General features: G+C 60.5%; 20 protein-coding genes and 2 pseudogenes. 12 read left to right on the top strand and 10 right to left on the bottom strand.

The window, feature by feature from the left end:
• Positions 1–88 precede the first annotated feature (88 nt).
• From GJV26_RS14095 to GJV26_RS14080, 4 genes and pseudogenes are all read left to right on the top strand, one after another.
• Positions 89–2218, top strand: coding sequence for a TonB-dependent receptor (locus tag GJV26_RS14095; RefSeq protein ID WP_173346207.1), 2130 nt, complete (start codon positions 89–91; stop codon positions 2216–2218).
• A 127-nt stretch (positions 2219–2345) separates the two neighbouring features.
• A complete protein-coding gene (locus tag GJV26_RS14090) occupies positions 2346–2843 on the top strand; it encodes a hypothetical protein (RefSeq protein ID WP_155709355.1) in 498 nt (165 codons plus the stop codon).
• Positions 2844–2894: 51 nt separating this feature from the next.
• On the top strand, positions 2895–3332 hold the full coding sequence (locus GJV26_RS14085) for a lysozyme inhibitor LprI family protein (protein ID WP_155709354.1): 438 nt from the start codon (positions 2895–2897) through the stop codon (positions 3330–3332).
• 108 nt (positions 3333–3440) lie between these two features.
• Positions 3441–4303 (top strand): annotated as a pseudogene (locus GJV26_RS14080) (IS5 family transposase).
• Positions 4304–4648: 345 nt separating this feature from the next.
• On the opposite strand, the gene GJV26_RS14075 reads toward GJV26_RS14080, so the two are convergent.
• The 3 genes from GJV26_RS14075 to GJV26_RS14065 all read right to left on the bottom strand — a co-directional run bounded on the left by GJV26_RS14075 (position 4649) and on the right by GJV26_RS14065 (position 9029).
• Positions 4649–5182 (bottom strand): hypothetical protein, encoded by a 534-nt coding sequence (locus GJV26_RS14075; RefSeq protein WP_155709353.1) that lies wholly within the window; start codon positions 5180–5182, stop codon positions 4649–4651.
• Positions 5183–5224: 42 nt separating this feature from the next.
• Positions 5225–8062 carry a S8 family serine peptidase gene (locus tag GJV26_RS14070; protein ID WP_155709352.1) on the bottom strand — a complete coding sequence of 946 codons (2838 nt, stop codon included), beginning with the start codon at positions 8060–8062 and terminating at the stop codon, positions 5225–5227.
• Positions 8063–8750: 688 nt separating this feature from the next.
• Positions 8751–9029, bottom strand: coding sequence for a hypothetical protein (locus tag GJV26_RS14065; protein WP_155709351.1), 279 nt, complete (start codon positions 9027–9029; stop codon positions 8751–8753).
• Positions 9030–9142: 113 nt separating this feature from the next.
• Here GJV26_RS14065 and GJV26_RS14060 point away from each other — a divergent pair.
• A pseudogene (locus GJV26_RS14060) lies at positions 9143–9541 on the top strand (transposase); the annotation flags it as partial.
• Positions 9542–9543: 2 nt separating this feature from the next.
• On the opposite strand, the gene GJV26_RS14055 reads toward GJV26_RS14060, so the two are convergent.
• The 5 genes from GJV26_RS14055 to GJV26_RS14035 all read right to left on the bottom strand — a co-directional run bounded on the left by GJV26_RS14055 (position 9544) and on the right by GJV26_RS14035 (position 13843).
• The gene (locus GJV26_RS14055) at positions 9544–9684 is read right to left on the bottom strand and encodes a hypothetical protein (RefSeq protein ID WP_155709349.1); all 141 of its coding nucleotides are present in this window, start codon (positions 9682–9684) and stop codon (positions 9544–9546) included.
• 1 nt (position 9685) lies between these two features.
• Positions 9686–10108 (bottom strand): PaaI family thioesterase, encoded by a 423-nt coding sequence (locus GJV26_RS14050; protein ID WP_155709348.1) that lies wholly within the window; start codon positions 10106–10108, stop codon positions 9686–9688.
• Positions 10109–10222: 114 nt separating this feature from the next.
• The gene (locus GJV26_RS14045; protein ID WP_155709347.1) at positions 10223–11146 is read right to left on the bottom strand and encodes an ABC transporter permease; all 924 of its coding nucleotides are present in this window, start codon (positions 11144–11146) and stop codon (positions 10223–10225) included.
• On the bottom strand, positions 11143–12234 hold the full coding sequence (locus tag GJV26_RS14040; protein WP_155709346.1) for an ABC transporter permease: 1092 nt from the start codon (positions 12232–12234) through the stop codon (positions 11143–11145). Before GJV26_RS14040 ends, GJV26_RS14045 begins: the two co-directional genes overlap by 4 nt.
• A complete protein-coding gene (locus tag GJV26_RS14035; RefSeq protein WP_155709345.1) occupies positions 12221–13843 on the bottom strand; it encodes an ABC transporter ATP-binding protein in 1623 nt (540 codons plus the stop codon). Before GJV26_RS14035 ends, GJV26_RS14040 begins: the two co-directional genes overlap by 14 nt.
• Before the next feature lie 244 nt (positions 13844–14087).
• Between GJV26_RS14035 and GJV26_RS14030 the strand changes: the two genes are divergently transcribed.
• From GJV26_RS14030 to GJV26_RS14015, 4 genes are all read left to right on the top strand, one after another.
• Positions 14088–14930, top strand: coding sequence for a GntR family transcriptional regulator (locus GJV26_RS14030; protein ID WP_229419297.1), 843 nt, complete (start codon positions 14088–14090; stop codon positions 14928–14930).
• Positions 14931–15154: 224 nt separating this feature from the next.
• Complete coding sequence (locus tag GJV26_RS14025; RefSeq protein ID WP_155709344.1) at positions 15155–16003, top strand: outer envelope protein; 849 nt, start codon at positions 15155–15157, stop codon at positions 16001–16003.
• Positions 16004–16024: 21 nt separating this feature from the next.
• Complete coding sequence (locus GJV26_RS14020; protein ID WP_155709343.1) at positions 16025–17107, top strand: BMP family ABC transporter substrate-binding protein; 1083 nt, start codon at positions 16025–16027, stop codon at positions 17105–17107.
• Between the two features lie 107 nt (positions 17108–17214).
• A complete protein-coding gene (locus GJV26_RS14015; protein WP_155709342.1) occupies positions 17215–17697 on the top strand; it encodes a nucleoside deaminase in 483 nt (160 codons plus the stop codon).
• 170 nt (positions 17698–17867) lie between these two features.
• On the opposite strand, the gene GJV26_RS14010 is transcribed toward GJV26_RS14015, so the two are convergent.
• A complete protein-coding gene (locus GJV26_RS14010; protein ID WP_155709341.1) occupies positions 17868–19295 on the bottom strand; it encodes a cytochrome P450 in 1428 nt (475 codons plus the stop codon).
• 103 nt (positions 19296–19398) lie between these two features.
• Between GJV26_RS14010 and GJV26_RS14005 the strand changes: the two genes are divergently transcribed.
• Positions 19399–20265 (top strand): AraC family transcriptional regulator, encoded by an 867-nt coding sequence (locus GJV26_RS14005; protein WP_229419296.1) that lies wholly within the window; start codon positions 19399–19401, stop codon positions 20263–20265.
• A 9-nt stretch (positions 20266–20274) separates the two neighbouring features.
• Here the strand turns inward: GJV26_RS14005 and GJV26_RS14000 are convergent, their stop codons facing one another.
• Positions 20275–20937 carry a uracil-DNA glycosylase gene (locus tag GJV26_RS14000; RefSeq protein ID WP_155709340.1) on the bottom strand — a complete coding sequence of 221 codons (663 nt, stop codon included), beginning with the start codon at positions 20935–20937 and terminating at the stop codon, positions 20275–20277.
• Between the two features lie 508 nt (positions 20938–21445).
• Between GJV26_RS14000 and GJV26_RS13995 the strand changes: the two genes are divergently transcribed.
• Positions 21446–21763: a metalloregulator ArsR/SmtB family transcription factor gene (locus GJV26_RS13995; RefSeq protein WP_155709339.1), complete on the top strand. Its 318-nt coding sequence runs from the start codon at positions 21446–21448 to the stop codon at positions 21761–21763.
• A gap of 9 nt (positions 21764–21772) precedes the next feature.
• The gene (locus GJV26_RS13990; protein WP_155709338.1) at positions 21773–22882 is read left to right on the top strand and encodes an acyl-CoA desaturase; all 1110 of its coding nucleotides are present in this window, start codon (positions 21773–21775) and stop codon (positions 22880–22882) included.
• Positions 22883–23201 lie beyond the last annotated feature (319 nt).

Below are 23201 nucleotides of genomic sequence, written 5' to 3'. Positions count from 1 at the left end.
AATCCCGCCCGCGGTGGCATGCCTATACTCGGATTTCCTTCGAACTGCCGGCACCGCGCCGCATCGACGCCGAGCCATGAAAACCGCCATGCCATCGTCCGCCCTGCCCTGCTTTCATTCGATCATCCCGCCTGCCGCCAGGCTGCCCGCCGTGATCCTGCTGGCACTCGCCGCGCTGCCCGCGGCAAGCCGCGCCCAGGCTCAAGACCCGGCCATCACGACGGTGACAGTAAGCGCCGGCAAGGACCCCGTCATCAGGAAGCTCGACAAGACCGTGCATGACGTTTCCGGCATGCCGAAGGCGGCAAACGGCACCGCCCAGGACGTCTTGCAATCGATACCCGAGGTTCAAGTGACGGCCGACGGGCAGATCTCCGTCAAGGGCAATGCCCAGGTCACGGTGCTGGTCGACGGCAAGCCCACGGCGATGATGTCGGGCGACGAGCGGGCGGTGGCGCTGCAGACGATGAGCGGCGCCGACATCGCCGGCGTCGAAGTCATCACCAATCCATCCGCCGCCCACAACGCCAACGGCGGCGCGATCGTCAATATCGTGTTGAAGCGGAACCGCAAGCCTGGCGCGCACGCGCAGATCCGGGGAAGCGCCACCGACCAGGGCCTGTGGAATGCCGGTGCGTCGGGCGACGTGACCGGTAAAAAACTCGGCGTGCATGGCAGCCTGGCCTGGCGCCGCGACGGTACGCGGAAATTCCGTGGCTCTGCGGTCGACTGGAACAATCCGCTCGGCGGCCAGGCCGGACAAACGCTGCAGACCTCCGAGGTGTTCGTGCGCCGTGTCGTCGAAAGCGGGGCACTGGGCATCGATTACGCGCTGAGCGACACCGACAGCCTCAGCCTGTCGGCACGGCATGACAGCCGCCGGTCGCGCCCCTTGTTCGACACGCTGAACGTGACCCCCGCCGGCGCCGGCGAGACCGTGGACGAGACGATCTGGCACCGTATCTCGTACGGTCCCAACGAGCAGTCCGACAGGAGCGCCAGCCTCGGTTACAGCCACCAGGGCAGCGGCACGGCGCTCAAGGCCATGGTCCAGCACAGCGCCACGACCGGGCTGGTCGACAAGTCGTATCGCGACGTGTACGTGGAACCCGCGCGCGCCACCGGCTACAGCCGCGGCGCCACGAGGTCGGCGCGGCGCCTCGACCAGGCCACCGTCGACTGGAGCCGATCGACGGAACATGGCCAGTGGGGCATGGGCGTGGATATCCAGGGCAAGACCGACGACCTCGACAACTACCAGGCATCCATCGATCCGTCGACGGGTGCCGCCACGCCCGATCCCGGTACGACCAACGCCTATGCCGTGAAGACAAACCTGGCCGCCGCCTACCTGACCGACCGGATCAGGCACAGGCAATGGGAAGCGCTGCTCGGTGGACGGATCGAGCGCATGGCGCTGCGGGTCGGTCCGGCGCGGGGCGACCCGCGGAAAAGCCATTGGCAGGCATTCAATCCGAGCCTGCACCTGCGGCATGCCCTCAACGACAAGGCCGGCCTGACCCTCAGCTATCGCCGCAGTCTCCAGATGCCCGACCCGCGCGACCTCAATCCGTTCGCCACCTATGTCGACGCGCAGAACCTGAGCCGCGGCAATCCCGGACTCCGGCCGCAGCGCATGGCTTCATGGGAGATCGGCACCGACATGGAGGCGGCGCGCCTGAGCGGCAGCCTCGGGGCGTTCCATCGCACCAGCCGCGACACGGTGGCCGATGCGCGCAGCTTTGCCGACAACGTGCTGGTCACCTCGAAGCGCAATGGCGGACAGGCCCGCTCGACCGGCATCACGGGCTCTCTCGACTGGACGTCCGATGCGAAGCTGCGCCTGGGCATGGACGGCGGCATTTATCGCGTGCTGCTCGATACGCCCGATCTCTCCGGCCTCGTGCGGCAGGACGGTTTCGCGGGCCATGTGAACCTGAAGGCCGCCTGGAGCGCCGGCCCCGACGACGTGTCGCTCGATGCCCATGGCCAGTCCTCCGGCATCACGCCGCTGGGCCGCCATGGCGCGACCAGCAGCGTGAACCTTGCCTGGAAGCGCCAGGTGACCGGGACGCTGAGCCTGACCGTCAACGCCAGCGATATCTTCGACGGCAGCAGGCGCACCTATCGGACCGACACGAGCACATTCCGGCAGGCGGGTTTCGATCATTTCGTCGCACGGCGTGTCTATGTGGGGTTCGTGAAGAAGATCGAGTGATGCGGACACCTGGATGCCGAGATAACTCAGAATCAAGAAAATTACCAATGTGACTTTTCGATAGTTTTCAATCATCAAAAAGCGTTATATTACGCACAACTTCGATAAACTCGTTAAGACACCTCGCATGAAACGCGCCCCATATTTTATATTTTATTTTTTCGTTAGCATTAATGCTTTTGCCGAAACCAATCTCTGCCATGCAAATGAAGAGGTAATTTTTAGTTGCAAAGTGAAACAAAAAACAGTCTCCCTCTGCTTCAGCAAGGAAAACCATGGCGGGAGTAAAGAAATAAATTATCGCTACGGTACGGACTCTTCAAGAGTTGAGCTGGTTTATCCAGAGCCCAATGAGGCGTCAGATTTCCAGGTCTATAGTGCGGACTCCGCCAAGACAGGCATGGCAGTAATTGGTTTCAAAAAAGGCCGTTATACCTATTCCGTATTCCATACAAGAAGCGCATTTGGCTTTAATGGATCGGGGGTAATAGTTAAAAAAGATCAATCCATCCTGCAAACATCGATTTGTGAGGAAAAAAGTGTCGATGCGAATTATTTATTCTATAACGTGAAAACATTAGGGCGGTGGTCGGAAAATCTGGACTATGTGGGGCCGGAACTTTGACTATCAAACCTGGAAATATATTGGAAACATTTGGAGACAGCATCGCAAGGAATGACGATCTGCTTTCTGCTCGCCAGCGTCCCGTTGCTCGCACATGCAGGCAACGCGCCTTCGCAAGCTCATTCCCGCCATGCTGCGGAAGTCCTCGAACAATGCGGAGAGCATTCCCAGGCGGGCATGCGCGACTGCCTCGAACGAAAGGTTCGGGAGAGCACAAGAACGTTGGCCGAGGCCGAGGCAACAACCCGCGCGGCGATCCGGCAGTGGGATGAGGAACCGAAATTCGTGGCGCAAGCCGGCTTGAAGCTGCGCGCATCGGGAAGCGAGTTCGCCAGGTACCGCGCCGCGCACTGCGCCTTCGTCGCTTCGATGGGAGGCGGCGCGATACTTAACGCACTCGAACTCCGCAGGCTGGCTTGTGTATTCGCGCTGAATGCGCAGCGGACGGAGGAGTTGACGCGCCTTGCCGCGGAGCTTCCGGGGAAATAGACGGCAACAAGAGGCTGCTTGCGAAACCCCTATGCAGAGCGGAGAATCGAACGGCGCTAGGGTGTGTCTGACTAAGGAACCAAATCAAAGTGAGGCGGTTAGAAGGCAATGAGCCGAACTGACCTAACCGAACAGCAATGGCGGCAGCTGGAGGCATACTTGCCGCCCCATCCACATCATGGCCATGCTTACGTTGAGCATCGGCATGTGATAAACGGGACCTTATGGAGTCTGAGGACTGGCACGCCTTGGCGCGACGTTCCAACACGCTATGGCCCCTGGCAGACCTGCTATGACAGATTCGTTCGTTGGTCGCGCAACGGTACTTGGCAACGTCTGCTCAAAGTCTTGCAAGCTCAAACAGATGCGGCTGGCCGTATCGATTGGGATGGCGCAGCGTTGGATGCCACCCATATAAAAGCCCATCGCAGTTCTGCTGGAGCACGAAAGAAACTGCCTGCGGCAGAAAAAAGGGGATCGTAACTGACGAGTGGCTGGGCCGATCGCGAGGCGGCATTACCAGCAAAATTCATCGCTGCGTCGATGGACATGGACTGCCATTGTCCATCGTCGTGACAGCCGGCCAGTGCAGTGACCCGACGCAAATCGGCCCCGTACTCGATGCTATTTGTGTACCTCGTCCTGGTCGAGGTCGCCCACGCCAGCGCCCCACATTTCTGCGCGTCGATCGCGCCTAAGGTGCACGCATTTATCGCCAGCAAATCCAACAACGAGGTATCCGGTGCGTTTGCCCTGAACGCAAAGATGCAGAGAAGAACCGGTTACGTAAAGGCCGCAAGGGAGGATCGCCTCCACGGTTCGACTCCGTGGCCTATAAAGGGCGTAATATCGTCGAGCGTGCAATCAACCGGCTCAAAGATTTCCGGGCCGTGGCAACGCGCTTCGACAAGCGCGGCCATAACTTCCTCGCTGCCGTGACTGTAGCAACAATTATGCTATGGCTGCTGTGATCTCAGTCAGACACACCCTAGTTGGCTCAGACAACGTCCGCAATCAGCAGCGCGCCGTTGATTAATTTGAGGATAATTGGGCATGCAAGGCCTTTATCACCCCTCGTGCAGCCGGTGGTGTAGGGATCATGCTTGTCTCAGCTACCTATGTCCCTCTTCGCCTCCTTGCCTTGGAATCCGGCCTTACTTCGTCAAGCAGAAGATCGCGCTTATCGGCTAGGACAAACGCGCGATGTGTACCGGTTCTTTGAAAATCCAGATCGTAGTGCGGCCGGAATCTGGCTGAAATCACGCAGGGCGGCAATCGTTGGAAACTCAGGCGACCCAGCAATTGAAATTTGTGCGTCAATACCATCGCCTAAGGTTTTTAATCTGGGAAAAGAACGTTTTCCGCCCTACTAACCAGAGCAATCCAAGTAAAGTTAAGGTCGCCATTGATGGCTCAGGCACTAATAAAGCCGGGCCAGATGCTATCGACTGGAATGTTTTTTGGTCGATAAATTCGTAGTGCTGACCGACCGGGCTGCCAACACCAAGAAACTGAGCGCGCACGATCAGCCCTGAGAGCACCTCATTAGGATTTAATGCATGCTCCATCGCCAGAATATCTACAAAACCATCCGCAGGTATAGCCAAATCCGGTTGCGCGACAATTGCATCCCATCCCATTGGAGCTTCAATAATAATAAGATTCGTATATTTCGTATAGTCGAAAAATATCGTTATTTCATCCAGAGTTATATTTAGATTATTATTTACTGTGTAAGAAAAATCATAGACCCCGTTTCCTTTCTCTATCGCCGTGTACTCGATATTACTAGCACTGCAATTAAAAGAAATGAGCGCTGCCACTGAAAATAAATATGAAAAAAAACGCATTATTTTCTCCTGATAAGGGTTATTTGAATAAATCCACAGTGGCTATTCCTTTATTGTAGCGGTCACAGTATGGGAGCAGGAAGATGCCTCGAAGGACGCAGAAAATACTCCCGAGCCCGGCACGACACCAACGGTGCATTGCTTTCCGGCATTAAAGTTATTGGGGTCACCATTGGAGTAACGTACTTGATATTCCCAGTCAGAGACAACAGCCCCACCAAATCCAAACACTGTTCTAGCAGTCGCGTTGATCCATACTTGATTTCCTGAGGTTGCAAAGAAACTTGAACAATTTCGCCTATTAGAAGATCTTCCAATATGAGTTGGAACGCCAATTACGTCGATTGCTGCATGAATTGGGAAAATACTCGGAACTAGACGACTGAAAAATGGAGTGCCGCGCTCACCGGCCGGCTCGCCCTGATTTGTGCAAGTAGTCGAGTTCCCTTGTGAATTAGCCGGAAAGCGTGGGACAAAATTCGACATCGTTATCGTAGCCGGCAACCCCTCCCATCCTGCAAATGTGTTATTTATTTTTAGAATAACTTTGCGGCTACCGCAAGAAATTACTCTACTTGGGATAATGTCTTTTGATATTTCATCAAGTTCCCTATCAAATTCAGCCCGTCCGGCTGGATCAAAAAGGGAACTATTCACATAGTAGCAAAGTATCTCGAAATCTGTGACCGCAGATTCCAGAAGTTCAATAGGAGAGAGATTCGGATAGTTCGAGAGCGTTTCGGGCACAAACTCCATGTTCGAACCGTTGAACTGCAAGTCGAATGGCTTTTTCCTGCTTATGTCTCCCGAGTAGCCATCGCCATTCAAGTCAAAACGCGAGAAGTCAGGTTTCCCAATCGGGGCGGGCATTCCATAATGCCCCGGGAAGTACGTTTTTAAAAATTCTTTCGCATCAGAAAAAGTAAATTTCTCTGCCGCGCTTACCGACCCCGTAGCGGTTGCCCTAAGAAGAGCCATTCTTACCGGCGCATCGTCCAGGCTCTTGTCAAGCGACAGCAATGCCGCGTAGGCATCCACCATCGGTGCGTCATCAGTACATGTGTCCGTAGCGGCCCGAACATGCGCAATCCGATACTTGATATCGGATAAGGGCCAGTCAGGGCGCACTGCCATCATCCATGCAACGATTCCTGCGACCTGAGGTGTTGCCATAGAAGTGCCATTTTTCCGACCAGTCGAAGTTGGCCCGGTATAGGAGAATACGTCGGTGCCGACCCCTGCGATATTGCCGCCGATATTTGAGTACTCAGCCTTCGGCACGCGGCACGAAGAATATGGCACGGTATCGGCTTCAGCTCCGCGAGCTTCCACTACCAAAGAATTGGCCAATGGGGGAACTGACGAGTGATCTCCCTCATCAATGAATGCAGGAAGCAAAGCAGCACCATTCATCGGACTCGCGATACTGGCGTCAAATCCATAATTATTTCCTGCAGCCGATACCTGAAAAACCTTCGAATCCCAATCAAAGAAGCTCTTAGTCGATGATATATATATACCTCGCGCCCAATATCGCCAAGCCTTTGCATCTTTTGTTGCCATATCCAAATTAGAACACCCTCCCCTTTTATTGCAATAAGCCAAGCTAAAATTCACAACAAATTTCCGCTCAGGATTTTTTCTTATCTCTATTGCTATTAGCTTTCGAAGATTGTCCCAAAACATTATATTGTAGGGACTTGCACTCAAGTCGATAATCGATAAAGGAAGGTTGCGAGGCAAGGAACCGGTAACCTGCCCGTGCGGTGTCGGGAGACCGCCGAAATTTCCGCCCAGGATGCCAAGGACATGGTACCCGTGAGAGCAAGGGTCGCTAGCTAGTTGACACTCAGTTCCAAGACTCAAAAAGCCGGTCGCCGGTCCCACGAGTTCAGTAGCAGGACCTCGGCCAAAATAGTCTGCAACAATCACTCCAATGTTCGCCTCAGACGTATCACCCGATGCTGTATTCCAGGCAGCATACATTCGCGCGGCCATCTGATTTAATATCGGCCCTACGCCCGTAACAGCCTCGTTCACTGTGACATTGGCAGGTAAAGCAGAAGGCTCAGGGATAAAATAGACCGACACACTTTCAAATGCATTTGTCTCTTCAAGCTGTTTAGCAACTGCTTGCAGTGCAGACAAATTCGCTTGCTTTGGTATTTGAAGGGTAACTACTCGATTACGTTCCATTGACCAGACAATTCGGGCACCCACTGTAGCAAGAGCGCGATTTACATCCGCTACCGTAGCAATGCTGGATATCACAGCCTGCAACTGACTGTTGTAATAGAGAGGGGAGTCCGGCGTTGCCTGAGCAGTCGCCAGATCAGTTGCAGTTCTAGTAGCCTCATATTCTGGCACTGCATCGATAGCCTTCGTCTCTGCGATGCCGGGCAGCAGTATCCCTGGGACTTCAGGGTCAGGAGGACTAATTGAAACTTGCCAAACAAGCGCCGATACTTCAAATTCTTGCGTTCGATCCTGGCGTATCGTAATAATATCGCGTGATACAGCCGTTGCACCGGAAGCTATATCACCTATAGTCGCATTTCCATCAATTATTGTTGCGCCGAATCCAACACTTTGGAGTGTGAGCACAACACCCGACAGATCCTTAGGCTGATTATTCTTAGCGGTTACTTTAAAGTCGTAGTCAAATACCGTTCGGCTCACACGCCGCTCGTCAACTTTTGTTATCGCTACAATATTCACATCTGTGGAGACAACAACTGCTTTGGCAGCTAATTTAATTCCGTTTCCACGCTCTGTATCATCACCACCGCAGCCGGCCAGAATTGACGCGACGCAAAAAATTGCGAAATTTCTAAGTGTGCGCGCGATACTGATATTTGACTCAGCAAATAGTTGTTGCATGCTATCACCTTTTGGTATGGAAGATTGGCGTGATAATTCCTTCTTTATACGTAAAGCTGAGTACTTTCGACGCTAAAGTAACGAGGCTATTGTTGCTTTTTCTTCAAAAACCGCGATTAAATAGCTTATCTAGCTCAGAAGCTTCTATTGGCGCAAGAGCCATGAATCACTGGCAATTCATAATGCCGACTAGCTAAAGTTTCTGTTTCAGTATTTGCTAAATAATTTCAGAAAAGAGCTAGCCAGAAGCATGCCATGTTTGCTATGCCATTGATTTTATTGATAAAATTTAATGATTTTGAATTTGTACATACGTCAAATGTAAAGTTTTTCGACACCTTATTAATGAAATTTCGAAACACTTTCGTAATGAAGCATGATGCAGGAAACTAACACCAACAGCTCTGCCATAATTAAGCCAAACCAGTGTCCCGCCCAAAAACGCGGCGCCAATCTGTATAAGCTAGCGATAGGTTTGTCGTGCTGACGAGAAGACTGGCAGGACCCGAAAAACGGTGGGACACCTCGAATTATCGAGGATCTGGGCGTAGGAATGGGGGAAACAGCGGCGCAAACGGTCGGAGCGTGACCGATTGAGCCTCTTCGCGGCTAGTTTTTAGCCGAAGTTCACCGTTTTGGGTGATTCAGACGGACCTTGGGCGTTAAAACGCCGAAATCGTCGCTTCTTTCAGATAGAAGAGACGACACAGGTTGTACGTGGCAGCCTTCCGGTGTAAAAGCAGCGTGACATGTACCAAGCTGATCGAACGCCGCATCTTGCTGCCAGTTGCGCCATGCCGGCAAAGACATGTTCGACGCGGGCACGGGGGCTGGCGATGCGCCGGTTCCTGCGCTGCTGCGCTTCGGACAGCGGCTCGTCCTTGACGCCTTCGCTGGATATGCATTCGTAGCCCTCGTTGGCCAGCCGCTCTTCACGCTTTTGATTGACGTAGCCTTTGTCAGGCATAAACATCCCGGCTGGTATTGGCCGGATCGAGCACTTCTTCGAAGTGCAGCGTGTCGGGTTCGCTGGCTGTACTGACCTTGAGCGTGCGAATGAGTTGACAACGCTTGTCCGCGCTCACCGCTGAGCAATGCAGCGATGCGGCAAACCTTGGTGCTGTCCTTGACGCCATCTGCGTCCCCCGTCCATGTCGAGGACGACCGCGAAAACGGCCAACCTGCGTACGCGTCGATCGTGCTTACGGTGCGCGCTACTATCGACAACAGATTCAACAGCAGGGCATCCGCTGCGTATGCCCAGAACGGCTCGACGCGAAGAAAAGCCGATTGAGCAAAGGCCGTAGGGGAGGATCGCCCCCACGATTTGATGCTGAGTCTTACAAGGGCCGCAATGTCGTCGAGCGCGCAATCAACCGACTAAAAGACTTTCGTGCCGTCGCAACACGCTATGAAAAACGCGGCCATAACTTCTCTGCAACCGTGCTTGTGGCAACAATCATCTTATGGCTGCTCTGAGATCAGTCAGACAGACCCTGGCGCCGTCCGTCCCTCTCCGCCTCCTTGCGCTTGCGCTCGCGCTGCTCATACCACTCGCGCAGGAGCGGCGACAGTGCCGACACGATCCCGGCCGCGATGATCGCCAGTGCCGCGTACAGCATCTTATTTGGGGTACAGCACCATCTGCGTGCAGCGGAACAGCGCGATGGTCTTGCCGCTCGCCTTGTTGATGACGGTGGCATCCCACACCTGCGTGGTCTTGCCCATGTGGACGGCCCTGGCCGTGACGGCGATCGTGCCTTCGCGCGCGGTACCCAGGTGGTTCGATTTCAGTTCGATCGTGGTGAAGTTCTCGGCGCCTTCGGGCAGGCTCACGAAACAGCCATAGCCGCACGCAGTGTCGGCCAGCGTGACCACGGTACCGGCATGGAGAAAACCGTTCGGCGCCAGGTGATGCTTCTGGATGTCGATCTCGGCGGAAAGTTCGCCCGCCGCGGCCGCCGTGAAGCGGATGTTCAGGTGGTCGGGCAGCGTGCCGTTGGCGCGGCTGTTGAAACGCTCGAGTTTTTGCTGGATGTCGTCCATGGTGTGTCCCCGGTTTAATGTTGCATCATAAACCAGCGGACACACGGGATAGCCGAGCGACTCTTCTAAAGCCGGCGCCCCTGCCGGGCGGCGCCGGCCATGGATAGGACAGCTTCAATCGGCCTTGAAATTCTGCCCCAGCGACATCGGCTTGTTCAGCAGGATCGTTTTCGGATCGCGGCAGATGATCACCAGGATGACGATCGTGGCGACATACGGCAGCATCGACAGGAACTGCGACGGCACCGCCAGCCCCATGCCCTGGCCGTGGAACTGCAGCACCGTGACGCCGCCGAACAGGTAGGCACCCAGGACCACGTTGCGCGGCTTCCACGTGGCGAACACCACCTGCGCCAGCGCGATCCAGCCGCGGCCGGCCGTCATGCCTTCGACCCACATCGGCGTGAGCGCCAGCGACATGTAGGCGCCGCCCACGCCGGCCATCGCGCCGCCGAACAGCACGGCCGCGTAGCGCAGCTTGATCACCGGCATGCCGATCGCATGCGCGCTGTGCGGCGCCTCGCCGACGGCGCGGATCTGCAGGCCGATGCGGGTGCGCGCCAGCATCCAGCCCAACGCGATCACCAGCAGCACCGACAGGTAGACGACGGCATCGAAGCGGAACAGCAGCGGCCCGACGAACGGCAAGTCCGACAGCACCGGGAACGACAGCGCCGGCAGCGGCGCCACGGTCTGCCCCACCAGGTCGCGGCCGAGGAAGGCGGACAGGCCGATGCCGAACAACGTCAGCGCCAGGCCGGTCGCCACCTGGTTCGTCTGCAGCGTGAGCACGAGGAAGCCGAAGATCAGCGACATCGCCATGCCGGCCGCCAGCGCGGCCGCCAGCCCCAGCGTGAGCGAACCGGTATGCACCGTGGCCATGAAGCCGGTCACGGCGCCCACCAGCATGATGCCCTCGAGCCCCAGGTTCAGCACGCCGGAGCGTTCTGCCACGAGCTCGCCGGACGACGCCAGCACGAGCGGCGTGGCGGCACCGGCGGTGCTGGCCAGGAATGCGATCACGTATTCGGTATTCATGCGGCGATCTCCGATTTTGCCGGGGTTGCCACGCGCACGCGCGGCTTGAAGCGGTAGTGGATGAACAGGTCGGCCGCCAGCAGGTAGAACAGCAGCAGGCCCTGGAACAGGCCGGTGATCGCGGAGGGCAGCTGCAGCTCGATCTGCGCCGCTTCGCCGCCGATGTACAGCAGCGACATCAGCAGCGCCGCCAGCAGCACGCCCACCGGGTGCAGGCGGCCCACGTAGGCGACGATGATCGCGGCGAAGCCGTAGCCGGGCGATACCGAAGGCTGCAGCTGGCCGATCGGGCCGGCCACCTCCCCTACCCCGGCCAGGCCCGCCATCGCGCCGCTGACGAGGAACGCCAGCCACACGTTCTTCGGTGCCGAAAAGCCCGCGTACAGCGCGGCCGCCGGCGACATGCCGCTGACCTGCATGCGGTAGCCGGCGAACGTGTGGCGGCAGAAGAACCATGCGCCGGCCACGGCCACCAGCGACAGGATGAAGGCGGCATTCACGCGCAAGCCCTCGACCAGCAGCGGCAGCGTGGCCGAATCGCCGAACATCTTCGATTGCGGGAAATTGAAGCCGTCCGGATCGCGCAGCGGGCCGTGCACCAGGTAGCTCAGCAGCAGGTAAGCCACGTACACCAGCATCAGGCTGACCAGGATCTCGCTGGTGTTGAAGCGCGTACGCAGCAGCGCGGGAATCGCCGCCCACGCCATGCCGCCCAGCGCGCCGGCAAGCAGCATCAGCGGCAGCACCCACTGCGCTTCCACGCCGTCGAAGTACAGCGCCACGCAGCCGGCGGCGATCGCGCCCATCGTCAGCTGGCCGTCCGCGCCGATGTTGTGCACATCGGCGCGAAAGCCGATCGCCAGGCCCACGCCGCACAGGATCAGCGGCGTGGCTTTCAGCAGCAGTTCGCCGACGCCATACAGCGTGGTGGCCGGCTTGATGAAATACACGTAGAACGCGTGCAGCGGTTCCTGGCCCAGGAACAGGAACAGGATCGAGCCGGTGACGAGCATCGCCAGCGCGGCGATCAGGGGCGACGCCAGCATCATTGCGCGCGAGGGTTCGGGGCGGGCTTCAAGCCGGGACATGGTTGCTTCCTTCTTCGATTGCGGTGGTCGATCCTGCGCCTGTGGAAAAGTCGCCGCTCATCCACACCCCGACCTGGTTGACCGTCGCTTCCTTCGCGGGCACGGCGCGCGACAGCCGGCCCTTGGCCAGCACGGCGATGCGGTCGCACATCATGAACAGCTCGTCGAGTTCTTCCGAGATGACCAGCACGGCAACGCCCTGGTCGCGCAGGTCGATGATGGCCTGGCGGATCAGCATCGCCGCGCCGATGTCGACGCCCCACGTGGGCTGCGCCAGCACCATCACCTTCGGCGCCAGCGCGATCTCGCGGCCGACGATGAACTTCTGCAGGTTGCCGCCCGAAAGGCTGGAAGCGGCCGAGCCGGCGCCGCCGCACTTCACCTTGAAGCGGTCGATCACACTGTCGGCGAAGGCGCGGATCGCACCGCGCCGGATCAGGCCTCCCAGCAGTCCGCCTGCCAGGCCACCGGTCAGCATGCCGGCACCATCGGCCAGGTAGCCCGTGAGCAGCGCGTTGTCCGCCAGCGACATGCCGGGCACCGCGCCGCGCCCGAGCCGCTCTTCCGGCACGAAGCCCAGTCCGAGCCGGCGGCGCGCGGCCGCGTTCAGCCGGCCCGCATCGATGCCGAACAGGCGGATGCCGCTTGCATGGCGCAGCGGCACCTCGCCGGAAATCGCCTTCATCAATTCCTGCTGGCCGTTGCCGGACACGCCGGCCAGGCCGACGATCTCGCCGGCATGCACGTCCAGCGTGATGTCCCGCAGGTTGGTACCGAACGGGTCGGGGCTGGCGAGGGACAGGTTGTCCAGCGCCAGCCGCACTTCGCCCGGCGCGCGCGGCACCAGCGTGCAGGTGGGCAGGTCGCCGCCGATCATCAGTTCGGCCAGTTCGTGCGCCGTTTGCGTCTTCGGCGTGGCGGTGCCGGACACGCGGCCGGCGCGCAGCACCGTGGCCTTGTCGCACAGCGACTGGATCTCGTCGAGCTTGTGGCTGATATACAGGATGCTGACGCCTTCGGCGGCCAGCTGGCGCAGCGAGACGAACAGCTTCTGCACCGCGTCCGGCGTCAGCACGGAAGTCGGTTCGTCCATGATCAGGAGGCGCGGCGACTGCAGCAGGCAGCGCACGATTTCCACGCGCTGGCGCTCGCCGACGGACATGCTGTGCACGCGGCGGTCGGGGTCGAGCGGCAGCCCGTAGCGCGCCGATACCTCGCGGATACGCGGCGACAGCTTCGCCGGCGTGATCTTCTCGTCCAGCGCCAGCGCGATGTTCTCGGCCACCGTGAGCGTTTCGAACAGCGCGAAGTGCTGGAACACCATGCCGATGCCGAGGCGGCGCGCGGCGGCCGGCGATGGAATCGTCACCTGCCGCCCTTCCCACACGATCTCTCCCGCGTCGGGGTGCGTCACGCCGTAGATCATCTTCATCAGCGTGCTCTTGCCGGCGCCGTTCTCGCCCAGCACCGCGTGGATTTCGCCGGGCATCACGGTGAGGTCCACGCTGTCGTTGGCGACGACGGACGGATAAATCTTCGAGATGCCGAGCAGTTGCAGCCTTGGCTCCGTTTTTTGCCGCGCGGGCGGCGCTGCCTGTGGTTCGCTCATCTGCGGCTCCATCTTGGGTAACGGGAAAGCCTGTGCAAGTTGCATGCCACCGTTTTGTCGGGCGAACGCAACAAAGGACGCATCAATTTGTATACAAACTGCACCACAACATGTCCACTATCTCACCAATTGCGTGCATTCCGCACGTGCTTTCACTCTTCAGTACCGAGCACGATTCCTGCTTTACAACACTATCGCGTGCGGACCGATCCCGCCCGATCCCGAACCGAAGCGGAGACTGTGAATGACCAAGCAAACCCCAGCGGAACGCCCACGAGGCCGCCGCACACCCGCCGCCGATCCGGCACCGGACATGACGAAGCAGGACATCAAAAAGGCTGAAGCTGAAAAGCAGGACGTCGGAAAGCAGGACGTCAAAACCCAGGACATCAAAAAACAGGACATGGCGCCCAGGCGCGGCGCCGCCGTGGACCTGCGCATCTACAGTGCCGTGGTCAATGCCGTGATGAGCCACCGGCTGCCGCCGGGCACGCGGCTGGGCGAAGCGGAATTCTGCGAACTGTATGACGTGAGCCGCACCACCGTGCGCAAGGCGCTGCAGCGGCTCGCGCACGATCACATCGTGGTGCTGCGCCCCAACCGCGGCGCCGTGGTGGCATCGCCCTCGCCCGCTGAAGCGCGCGATGTCTTCGCGGCTCGCCGTGCCATCGAGCGCGAGATCGTACCGCTCGTGATCCGCCATGTCACGCCCGCCTCGCTGCAGCGCATCCGCACCGCGCTGGAAGCGGAAGAACAGGCGCGCCACAGCGGCGACCGCGCAGCGTGGATCCGCCTGGGCGGCGAATTCCACCTGCTGCTGGCGGAGCTGGCCGGCAACGCGGTGCTGCAGCGCTTCATGGTGGAACTGGTGTCGCGCTCGTCGCTGATCATCGCCGTCTATGAAAACCCGGGCGTGCCGATGTGCGGCAACCACGAACACGACGACCTGCTGGCATTGATCGAAAAACGCGACAGCGCGGGAGCCACCGCGCTGATCGAACATCACCTCGAAGAGATCGAGGCGCGGCTGAATCTGGGCGCTCCGGAGCGCAAGCTCAGTCTCGCCGAGGCATTGTCGGGATGCTGAAAATTGTATACAAAGCGCACCGTGATTGTGTGCATAATGCACCGGCACTGCACATCGGCACCGCTGCACGAACCGTCTTGGTGCGGCGTGACAACGCGGCAGCCAACCCGTCATAGGAGACAGCGGGCTGGCCCGGTACTTGCTAACAGGTACTGTCGACGTTGCATGCAATCGACCGGCACATTGGATGCAATCCGTTATACAACACTTACAAGGACCCTCGCATGAAGACCATTCGTTTTGCTGCTGCTTTCGCCCTCGCCGCCACCTGCGCCTGCGCCGCCCAGGCCGCGGACTGGAGCGACACGTCGCTGAGCTACCGCTACGGCTCGAAGTTCTCGGAACCGTACAACGGTAACGACATCGTCAAGCACGTGGTGAACTTCAGCCATTCCAGCGGCTACAAGTACGGCACCAATTTCTTCAGCGTCGATTACCTGATGTCGGACGAGAACGACCCTTCCGCGGCCGGCGCCCGCTCCGGTGCCCACGAGGCCTATGCGCTGTACCGCCACACGCTGGACCTGGGCAAGGTGATGGGCAGGGAGTTCAAGTACGGTCCGATCCGCGGCCTGGGCGTGACGGCGGGCTTCGACATCAACAGCAAGACCGATGCCGGCTACAACTCGAAGAAGCGCATGCTGGTCCTGGGCCCCACGGTGATGTTCGACGTGCCCGGCTTCCTGAACCTGAGCCTGGTGGCGTTGCATGAATCGAATGCGCCCTACAGCACCTTCACGCAGACCGCCACCGACCGCTACCGCTACGACACGCACGCCGCGCTGTTCGCATCGTGGGGTATTCCGTTCCCGAATATCCCGCTGGCGTTCGAAGGCTATGCGAACTACATCGGCACCAAGGGCAAGAACGAATTCGGCGGCCCCACGGCGGTGGAAATCAACGTCGACATGAAGCTGATGTACGACGTGAGCCCGCTGGTCGGCGCCAACAAGAACACCTTCAAGCTCGGCGTGGCTTACCAGTACTGGAAGAACAAGTTCGGCAATCCTGCGAAGACCGTTCCAGGCGCCACCGCACGGACCCCGATGGTGCGTGCCGAATACCACTTCTGACCAACCTGAAAGAGGAACATCATGAATCGTCGCAAGCTGCTCGCCTTTGCCACCCTGACCGCCGTGCTGTCGGCGGCCGCCATCGCACCGGCGCAGGCGCAGGAACCTCTGAAGGTCGGTTTCGTCTATATCGGCCCCGTTGGCGATGCCGGCTGGACCTACGCGCATGAACAGGGCCGGCTCGAAATGGAGAAGGCGCTGGGCGGCAAGGTGAAGTCCACCTACGTGGAGAACGTGCCGGAAGGCGCCGACTCGGAACGCGTGATCCGCAAGCTTGCGGCGGATGGCAACAAGCTGATCTTCACCACCTCGTTCGGCTACATGAACGCGACGGAAAAGGTGGCGAAGGCTTTCCCGAACGTGGTGTTCCAGCACGCCACCGGCTTCAAGACCACCAAGAACATGGGCGCCTACGAGGCACGCCTGTACGAAGGCGCGTACCTGCAGGGCATCGTCGCCGGCAAGATGACCAAGTCGAATACCCTCGGCTTCGTCGGTTCGTTCCCGGTGCCGGAAGTGATCCGCAACATCAATGCGTTCACGCTGGGCGCGCAGAGCGTGAACCCCAAGATCAAGACCAAGATCATCTGGGTGAACAGCTGGTATGACCCGGCCAAGGAACGCCAGGCGGCGGAAACCCTGATCGCCCAGGGCGCGGACGTGCTGACGCAGAACACCGATTCCCCGGCCACGCTGCAGGCGGCCCAGGAAAAAGGCAAGTACGCGTTCGGCTGGGATTCGGACATGCAGCGCTTCGCACCGAAGGCGCACCTGACGGCCAGCACCAACCAGTGGGGCGGCTACTACACCGAGGTGGCCAAGGCCGTGATGGCGGGCACGTGGAAAACCGGCCACGTCACCGGCGGCCTGAAGGAAGGCATGGTCAAGATGTCGCCCCTGAACGCGGCGGTGCCGGCCGATGCGGCCAAGCTCTTCGAAGCCAAGAAGGCGGCCTTCGCCGCCGGCACGTCGGTGCCGTTCACGGGCCCGATCAAGGACCAGTCGGGCGCCGTCAAGACGGCCGCCGGCGTGGCGATGCCGGTGAAGGAACTGATGTCGATGAACTTCTACGTGCAGGGCGTGGAAGGCACGATTCCGAAGTAACCGGCGACATAACCGGCACGTAATCGGCGCAGCGATCCTGCGCAATGACTACCCGATGCGGGGCGGGCAACCGCCCCGCTTTTTTTACCTTATTCGAGAACCACACCATGTCCGAACCCACAGCGCGCGATCACCAGTTCCTCACAAGCGTGCTCGCGCTGGCCCAGCGCTCGCGCGACGAGGGCCATCACCCGTTCGCCGCGATCATCGCCGATGCGGACGGCAACGTCATCGCGCAGGCGATGAACGCATCGAGCAGCGACCGCACCGCGCATGCCGAGATGAACGCGCTGCGCATCGCCTCGTCGCAGCACTCGCCCGACAAGCTGGCGGGCGCCACGATGTACACCAACGCCGAACCCTGCGCCATGTGCGCGGGCGGCACCTACTGGAGCGGCGTGGGGCGGGTGGTGTATGCGATGTCCGAAGCGACGCTGCTGTCGCTGACCGGCAGCGACCCCGAGAATCCGACCCTGTCGCTGCCGTGCCGCGAAGTGTTCGCCGCCGGGCAGCGGCCGACCGAGGTGATCGGACCGCTGCGCGAGGATGAAGCGAAGATTGCGCACGCGGGATTCTGGTCGGGTGCCTGACACAATTTCCGATGCTACCTGTAGCGCAAATGTGCTGGTGTCGGACACCGGCTCTATGGTGTCGGACACCGGTTTTTAGCACCGAAGTCCGCAAAACGCCGGCGAAAACCGGCGTCCGATATCAATGACTCGAACGCGATCGAGATCCGCTTGTCCGAACGGCCCTGGTATCACACACCGGTTTCCCTTGCCCGCAAGCGCATCGTCATCGGCGTGGGGCCCATGACGAACCCCATCACTTCCGCCGGGCCGGCCCGATCGGCCGCGCGCACGTCGACGATCTCGAAGCGCCCCAGCAGAACGGCCATCGCCACTTTTACTTCCATCAGCGACAGGTAACGCCCCGGGCAGGTGCGCGGGCCGGCACCGAACGGCAGCGCGGCCTGCCTGTCCGCCTGCCTGTCCGCCTTCCCGCCGGGCAGCCAGCGCTCCGGCTCGAAACGGTCCGGGTCGGGGAACACCCTGGCATCCACGCTGTCGTGCCTGAGAACGCACCAGAGCAGCGTATCCTTCGGCAGGCGCACGCCCAGCACCGTGGTGTCGCGCAACGCCTGCAGCGGCAGGAACGGCGCCGGCGGCTTCAGGCGCATTGCTTCGAGGGCGCAGGCTTCGAGGTAATCGAGCTCGCCGATGCTCTCCGGTGTCAGCGACATGGCGTGATGCCGCACTTCCTGCTGCGCGCGTGCCAGCGCATCCGGGTTCTTCCACAGCAGCCAGACCAGCCAGGCCAGCGCGCTGGACGTGGTGTCCTCGCCCGCGAGCAGCATTGTCGAGACGTTGCCGGCCACGGCGCCGTCGTCGACACCGCTGTCGGACCGTTCGGCGGCCGCCAGCATCGCCTGCAGCATGTTGGCGGGCCGCTCGCGCAGCGCCGGATCGGCGGCCATCGCCGCGCGGGCGTCGGCGATGAAGCCGTTGGTGGCCTGGCGCACGGCCAGCACGCTGCGCTCCAGCCGGCGGTCCGCCGGCAGCCGCAACCAGCGCCAGTAGGGGAAAGGCAGCAGCGAGCGCCGTGCAACGCCGGACAGCACGGTTTCCACGTGGTCCTGGATCGCGTTGCCGCCGCTCCGCAACGTATCGACGTCCGCGCCGAACGCGAGACCCGCGATCACATCCACCGCGTAGCGTTTCAGGTCGCCCGTCAGGTCGATCTCGCCGTCGCCGGCGTGGCGCCAGCGTTGTTCCAGGCGCCCGCCGACCTGCACCATGCGGTCGAAATATGCCCGGATCGCCGTCGGCGAAAAAGCCTGCATCACCATGCGGCGCTGCCGGCGCCAGGCATCGCCTTCGGCGACGAAGACGCCGACGCTGCCGCCCAGTTCCGCCGATACCTCGGCCGTGATGGCGGGGCGCCTGAACCCGTCGGGCCGGTCGCGCAGCACGGCCGTGATCGCCTCGCTGTCGGACAGCACGACCACCTCGCGCGGGCCGATCCGGGCGCGGAACATCGGTCCATGGTGCCGGCTCCAGCGTTCCATCGCCAGGTGGATCGTCGAGGGCTTCAGCTGCAGCGCATTGCCCAGCAGCGGCAGGCCGCGCGGGGCGGGCAGGTCGGCAATGGTGCGTGGGTGGGGTGTGTTCACGGCTGCGGTGGTCATGCTGGCTCCTTGCATCGATGATATCGAGTGTGCCGTATCGGGTGCCGGCCGTCTTGAACGTTTGCGACACGGCGATCACGCCATGCCGGGATAGAATCAGGCCATGACAGACCAGGCCATGACCACGGTATTGCCCCCGACGCTCGCACGCCTCGTTGCCCCCCGCGTGCCGCTTGCCTCATGCATCCGCGGCTACATGTTGCGCAGCACGCTCGATGTGCCGCTGACAGCCGGCCAGCGGCTGAACCGCTTTCCCGCCACTCCGCTCTGCTCGATCACGTGGATGATCGTGGGCAGCGGCGAGCTGGTGGGCTCCGGCGCCGTCGCGCGGCAGGGTGACGCCATCTTCTCCGGCCCGCACACCCAGCCTTTCACGACCCGTAATCCGGGACCCGTGCACACGTTGACCGTGTTGTTCCTTGCCGATGCGCTGCATGCGCTGACAGGCCTCGACATGGCGGCGCAGCTCGACACGATGGCAGCCGCCCATGACGTGCTCGGCGACGAATGGCGCGCGATATCCGCCGCCGTGATGGCGGCGCCGCACGACGATGCCCGCATCCGCATCGTCGAAGACTGGCTGGAACCACGCTGGCATGCCGCGCGCGGCGGGACGGCACCCGATGCGTGGCGGCCCGCGCGGGACTGGGTGCAGGCGCTGGCCGTGCGCGCCGCCGCGACCGGCGCCGGCCGCAGCGCACGGATGGCGGAACGGCGCGTGCGCGCCTGGGCCGGGCATCCGCTGCGCACCCTGCGCCGGCTGGCGCGCGTGGAGGAATCGATGCTGGCGGCGCGCGAAGAACACCAGGCGGGCAACATGTCGCTGTCCGACGTCGCGCTGCGCTCGGGCTATTCGGACCAGGCGCACCTGTCGCGCGAAGCGCGCGAACTGACCGGCAACAGCCCGCGCGAGCTGATCCGGCTGGTGCAGACGGACGAGAGTTACTGGCCGTACCGGATCTGGTGGTAGCGGCCTTCGCTATGCCCAGTCGACGGGCTCCTGGCCGGATGCCTGCAGATATTCATTCGCCTTCGAAAACGGCTTGCTGCCGAAGAATCCCTTGTGCGCCGCAAACGGCGACGGGTGCGGCGACGTCAGCACGAGGTGCTTCTTCGTATCGATCAACGCCTTCTTGGCGATCGCATAGCTGCCCCACAGGATGAACACCAGGTGCTCGCGCTCTTCCGACAGCGTGCGGATCGCCGTGTCGGTGAACGTCTCCCAGCCCTTGCCGGCATGCGAGCCGGCCTCGCGGGCACGCACGGTCAGCACGGCGTTCAGCAGGAACACGCCCTGCTCCGCCCAGTCGGAAAGATCGGTACGCGTGCGTTGCACGCCGAGATCACTCTCCAGCTCCTTGAAGATGTTCTGCAGGCTCGGTTGCGGACGGTTACCGTCGGGGACGGAAAAGCAGAAGCCCATCGCGGCGCCGGGCGTGTGGTACGGATCCTGGCCGAGGATCACGACCTTCACCTTGTCGAACGGCGTGAGGTCGAAGGCGCGGAAGATGTCCTTGCCGGGCGGGCAGCATGGCCCGGCGGCGTATTCGGCGCGGACGAAGTCGGTGAGTTCGGTCCAGTAGGGCTTGTCGAACTCGGCTTGCAGGTGCTGTTTCCAGGAGGGTTCGATGCGGATGGTCATTGGCTTGGTCCGGATGGGATAACGCAGCTTGAGATACGGCGGCCTCAGATCGTATCCCAAAAGGCACTGGACGAGCCACGCGAACCGACGAAGGATCGGGGGCAGGAACCAGTACACGGCTGTAGACGAGTAATAAATCTCGACACAAGCCATTTTATGAGACGACCAATTTCTACACGCTGCACATGCAAATAAAATTCGACATAAGCGCAATCGAAGCTACCTAATCCCTCGGTTTTGCAGCATTCAAGTTTGGCACAGCGCGGGGCCCCTGTACCTATGCGGTCGGCAGCTTTCGCCCCGAAGTGGTCGCTCACGAACTAGTGGGGTTTGCGTTTTGCGCTGAGCGGCAATGATCACAGACTGTCACGAGAAGCACCCGACGTGGAGCAGTCTTTGCAGACAGAACGATTCAAGCTCGTCGTGATTGAAGGATTTCATCCCACTCTGCTTGACGTTCGCCGGATATCGGATTAGTGTATTAACAAATTCGTTAATTAACTAAATTATGTCTCTAGATAAGGTCTTCGAAGCCCTGGCATCCGGTCCGCGCCGGCAAATACTTGCGTATCTGAATGAGGGCGAGCTCACCACCAGCGATCTTGCAATGCGCTTCGGAATGACTGCACCGGCCATTTCGCGGCACCTGTCCGTGCTGGAAAACGCAGATCTCGTGAAGAGCGAGCGACGCGGCGCCTACGTCTACTACGCGCTCAACGCGGAGCATCTCGCCAACACGCTGACAAGCTACGCATTTGAACTGTGTCCGGTGGCACGGCCACTAAAGCAGGAATCGCGCGTCCAAAGCCGCAAACCCAAGGCATAAGGAGGCAGTATGAAGGACGCACCGGAAGTTATCACGGACCATCGGGTTAACGCTCCCAGCGCCGATGCATTCCTGGCCGGCGAAGTTCGTTATGCTTGGCGCAAGTCACTCTGGTTTGCCGCGATGACGGCGGGTGCGGTGATCGGGGGCGCCGCCACCTTCAGCGGGCCGGCTGTATTGCTGTTCGCAGGGGCCACCGGCTTCGTGCTGCTATTCGGTCATTCTCTTGGCAGTCACCGAAAGCTGATTCACAACAGCTTTCAGTGCCCGCGGTGGCTCGAATATGCACTGGTCTACACCGGAGTACAGGTCGGTCTAGCGGGGCCACTGGGGCTGCTGCGCCAGCATGACCTGCGCGATTACGCCCAGCGTCTGCCCGATTGCCACAGCTATCTGCGGCATGGGGAACCGTTCTGGCGCGATTTCTGGTGGCAGGTGCATTGCGATGTGCATCTGGCAACGGAGCACGACCTGCGGTTGGAAGCACGCGTGGCAAACAACGGCTTCTACCGCTTCCTCGAACGCACCTGGATGCTGCAGCAGTTGCCGTCGGCGCTGGCACTGTACCTATGGGGCGGCTGGGCTTTCGTGTGGTGGGGCGGGTGCGCACGCGTCACTACCGGCATCCTCGGCCACTGGCTCATAGGCTACTTCGCCCACAAGCATGGAGACATGAGCTATGTGGTCCGTCGCGCTGCCGTGCAGGGCCGGAATGTGCGTTTTACCTCCCTGCTGACGATGGGCGAATGCTGGCACAACAATCATCACGCCTTCCCTGGTTCAGCGCGGTTGGGGCTGCACGACGGCGAATGGGATCCCGGCTGGTGGGTGCTGCAGGGACTGCGCCGTGTGGGGCTTGCCTCGGACTTCATCCTGCCACCCGACTTGCCAGTGCGTCAGCAGTTGCTCGCACGCCGAGCCTCGGCCGAAGTGCCCGCTCCAGCGTCCAGATGGTATCTGTCCGGCCCCGCCAAGTGGCTGCCCGAGTTGGTATTCCAAACCTGGTCCGGAGGCCGGTTCGTGTTGTCCGACAGCCGCCGTCTGACCCTGCACCTTGGCGATGACGTCGTGCACGGTATCCGAGCCCTGATTATGAGTCGCTGGCTCTCGCACGATTAGTTTTCTAATCGCAGCATTGCAAATATCAACTAAAGGCAGAGCAACTGACGTCCGCTGCTGGCGAACTCAGCCGTTCGCCGCAGCATAGCGGGTCACCGAACCGGAAAAGTCCCAGACTGTCACGACAGCCAGCTCCCGCCCCGAAGCGGACGTTGCCTTGACTTGCTATCCAAATTAAGGAAGAGATTCTTGGGTTACCAAGTACCCTACATCTGCCAGCACTTGTAGCGTAGCTGCCAGTCTCTATTCGATGATTACGCCTAATTCAAATGGACGACCACTCGCTATCATTTTCGCAAGTTCGGCGAGCGGCATGTTC

Source organism: Pseudoduganella dura, assembly GCF_009727155.1.
GTDB lineage: Bacteria > Pseudomonadota > Gammaproteobacteria > Burkholderiales > Burkholderiaceae_D > Rugamonas > Rugamonas dura.
This window is presented reverse-complemented; position numbering and strand designations above follow the sequence as displayed.

Coding starts and splice junctions, on each gene's coding strand:
- GJV26_RS14095 (WP_173346207.1), top strand. CDS start 89: ATGCCATCGTCCGCCCTGCCCTGCTTTCATTCGATCATCCCGCCTGCC.
- GJV26_RS14090 (WP_155709355.1), top strand. CDS start 2,346: ATGAAACGCGCCCCATATTTTATATTTTATTTTTTCGTTAGCATTAAT.
- GJV26_RS14085 (WP_155709354.1), top strand. CDS start 2,895: ATGACGATCTGCTTTCTGCTCGCCAGCGTCCCGTTGCTCGCACATGCA.
- GJV26_RS14075 (WP_155709353.1), bottom strand. CDS start 5,182: ATGCGTTTTTTTTCATATTTATTTTCAGTGGCAGCGCTCATTTCTTTT.
- GJV26_RS14070 (WP_155709352.1), bottom strand. CDS start 8,062: ATGCAACAACTATTTGCTGAGTCAAATATCAGTATCGCGCGCACACTT.
- GJV26_RS14065 (WP_155709351.1), bottom strand. CDS start 9,029: ATGCCTGACAAAGGCTACGTCAATCAAAAGCGTGAAGAGCGGCTGGCC.
- GJV26_RS14055 (WP_155709349.1), bottom strand. CDS start 9,684: ATGCTGTACGCGGCACTGGCGATCATCGCGGCCGGGATCGTGTCGGCA.
- GJV26_RS14050 (WP_155709348.1), bottom strand. CDS start 10,108: ATGGACGACATCCAGCAAAAACTCGAGCGTTTCAACAGCCGCGCCAAC.
- GJV26_RS14045 (WP_155709347.1), bottom strand. CDS start 11,146: ATGAATACCGAATACGTGATCGCATTCCTGGCCAGCACCGCCGGTGCC.
- GJV26_RS14040 (WP_155709346.1), bottom strand. CDS start 12,234: ATGTCCCGGCTTGAAGCCCGCCCCGAACCCTCGCGCGCAATGATGCTG.
- GJV26_RS14035 (WP_155709345.1), bottom strand. CDS start 13,843: ATGAGCGAACCACAGGCAGCGCCGCCCGCGCGGCAAAAAACGGAGCCA.
- GJV26_RS14030 (WP_229419297.1), top strand. CDS start 14,088: ATGACCAAGCAAACCCCAGCGGAACGCCCACGAGGCCGCCGCACACCC.
- GJV26_RS14025 (WP_155709344.1), top strand. CDS start 15,155: ATGAAGACCATTCGTTTTGCTGCTGCTTTCGCCCTCGCCGCCACCTGC.
- GJV26_RS14020 (WP_155709343.1), top strand. CDS start 16,025: ATGAATCGTCGCAAGCTGCTCGCCTTTGCCACCCTGACCGCCGTGCTG.
- GJV26_RS14015 (WP_155709342.1), top strand. CDS start 17,215: ATGTCCGAACCCACAGCGCGCGATCACCAGTTCCTCACAAGCGTGCTC.
- GJV26_RS14010 (WP_155709341.1), bottom strand. CDS start 19,295: ATGACCACCGCAGCCGTGAACACACCCCACCCACGCACCATTGCCGAC.
- GJV26_RS14005 (WP_229419296.1), top strand. CDS start 19,399: ATGACAGACCAGGCCATGACCACGGTATTGCCCCCGACGCTCGCACGC.
- GJV26_RS14000 (WP_155709340.1), bottom strand. CDS start 20,937: ATGACCATCCGCATCGAACCCTCCTGGAAACAGCACCTGCAAGCCGAG.
- GJV26_RS13995 (WP_155709339.1), top strand. CDS start 21,446: ATGTCTCTAGATAAGGTCTTCGAAGCCCTGGCATCCGGTCCGCGCCGG.
- GJV26_RS13990 (WP_155709338.1), top strand. CDS start 21,773: ATGAAGGACGCACCGGAAGTTATCACGGACCATCGGGTTAACGCTCCC.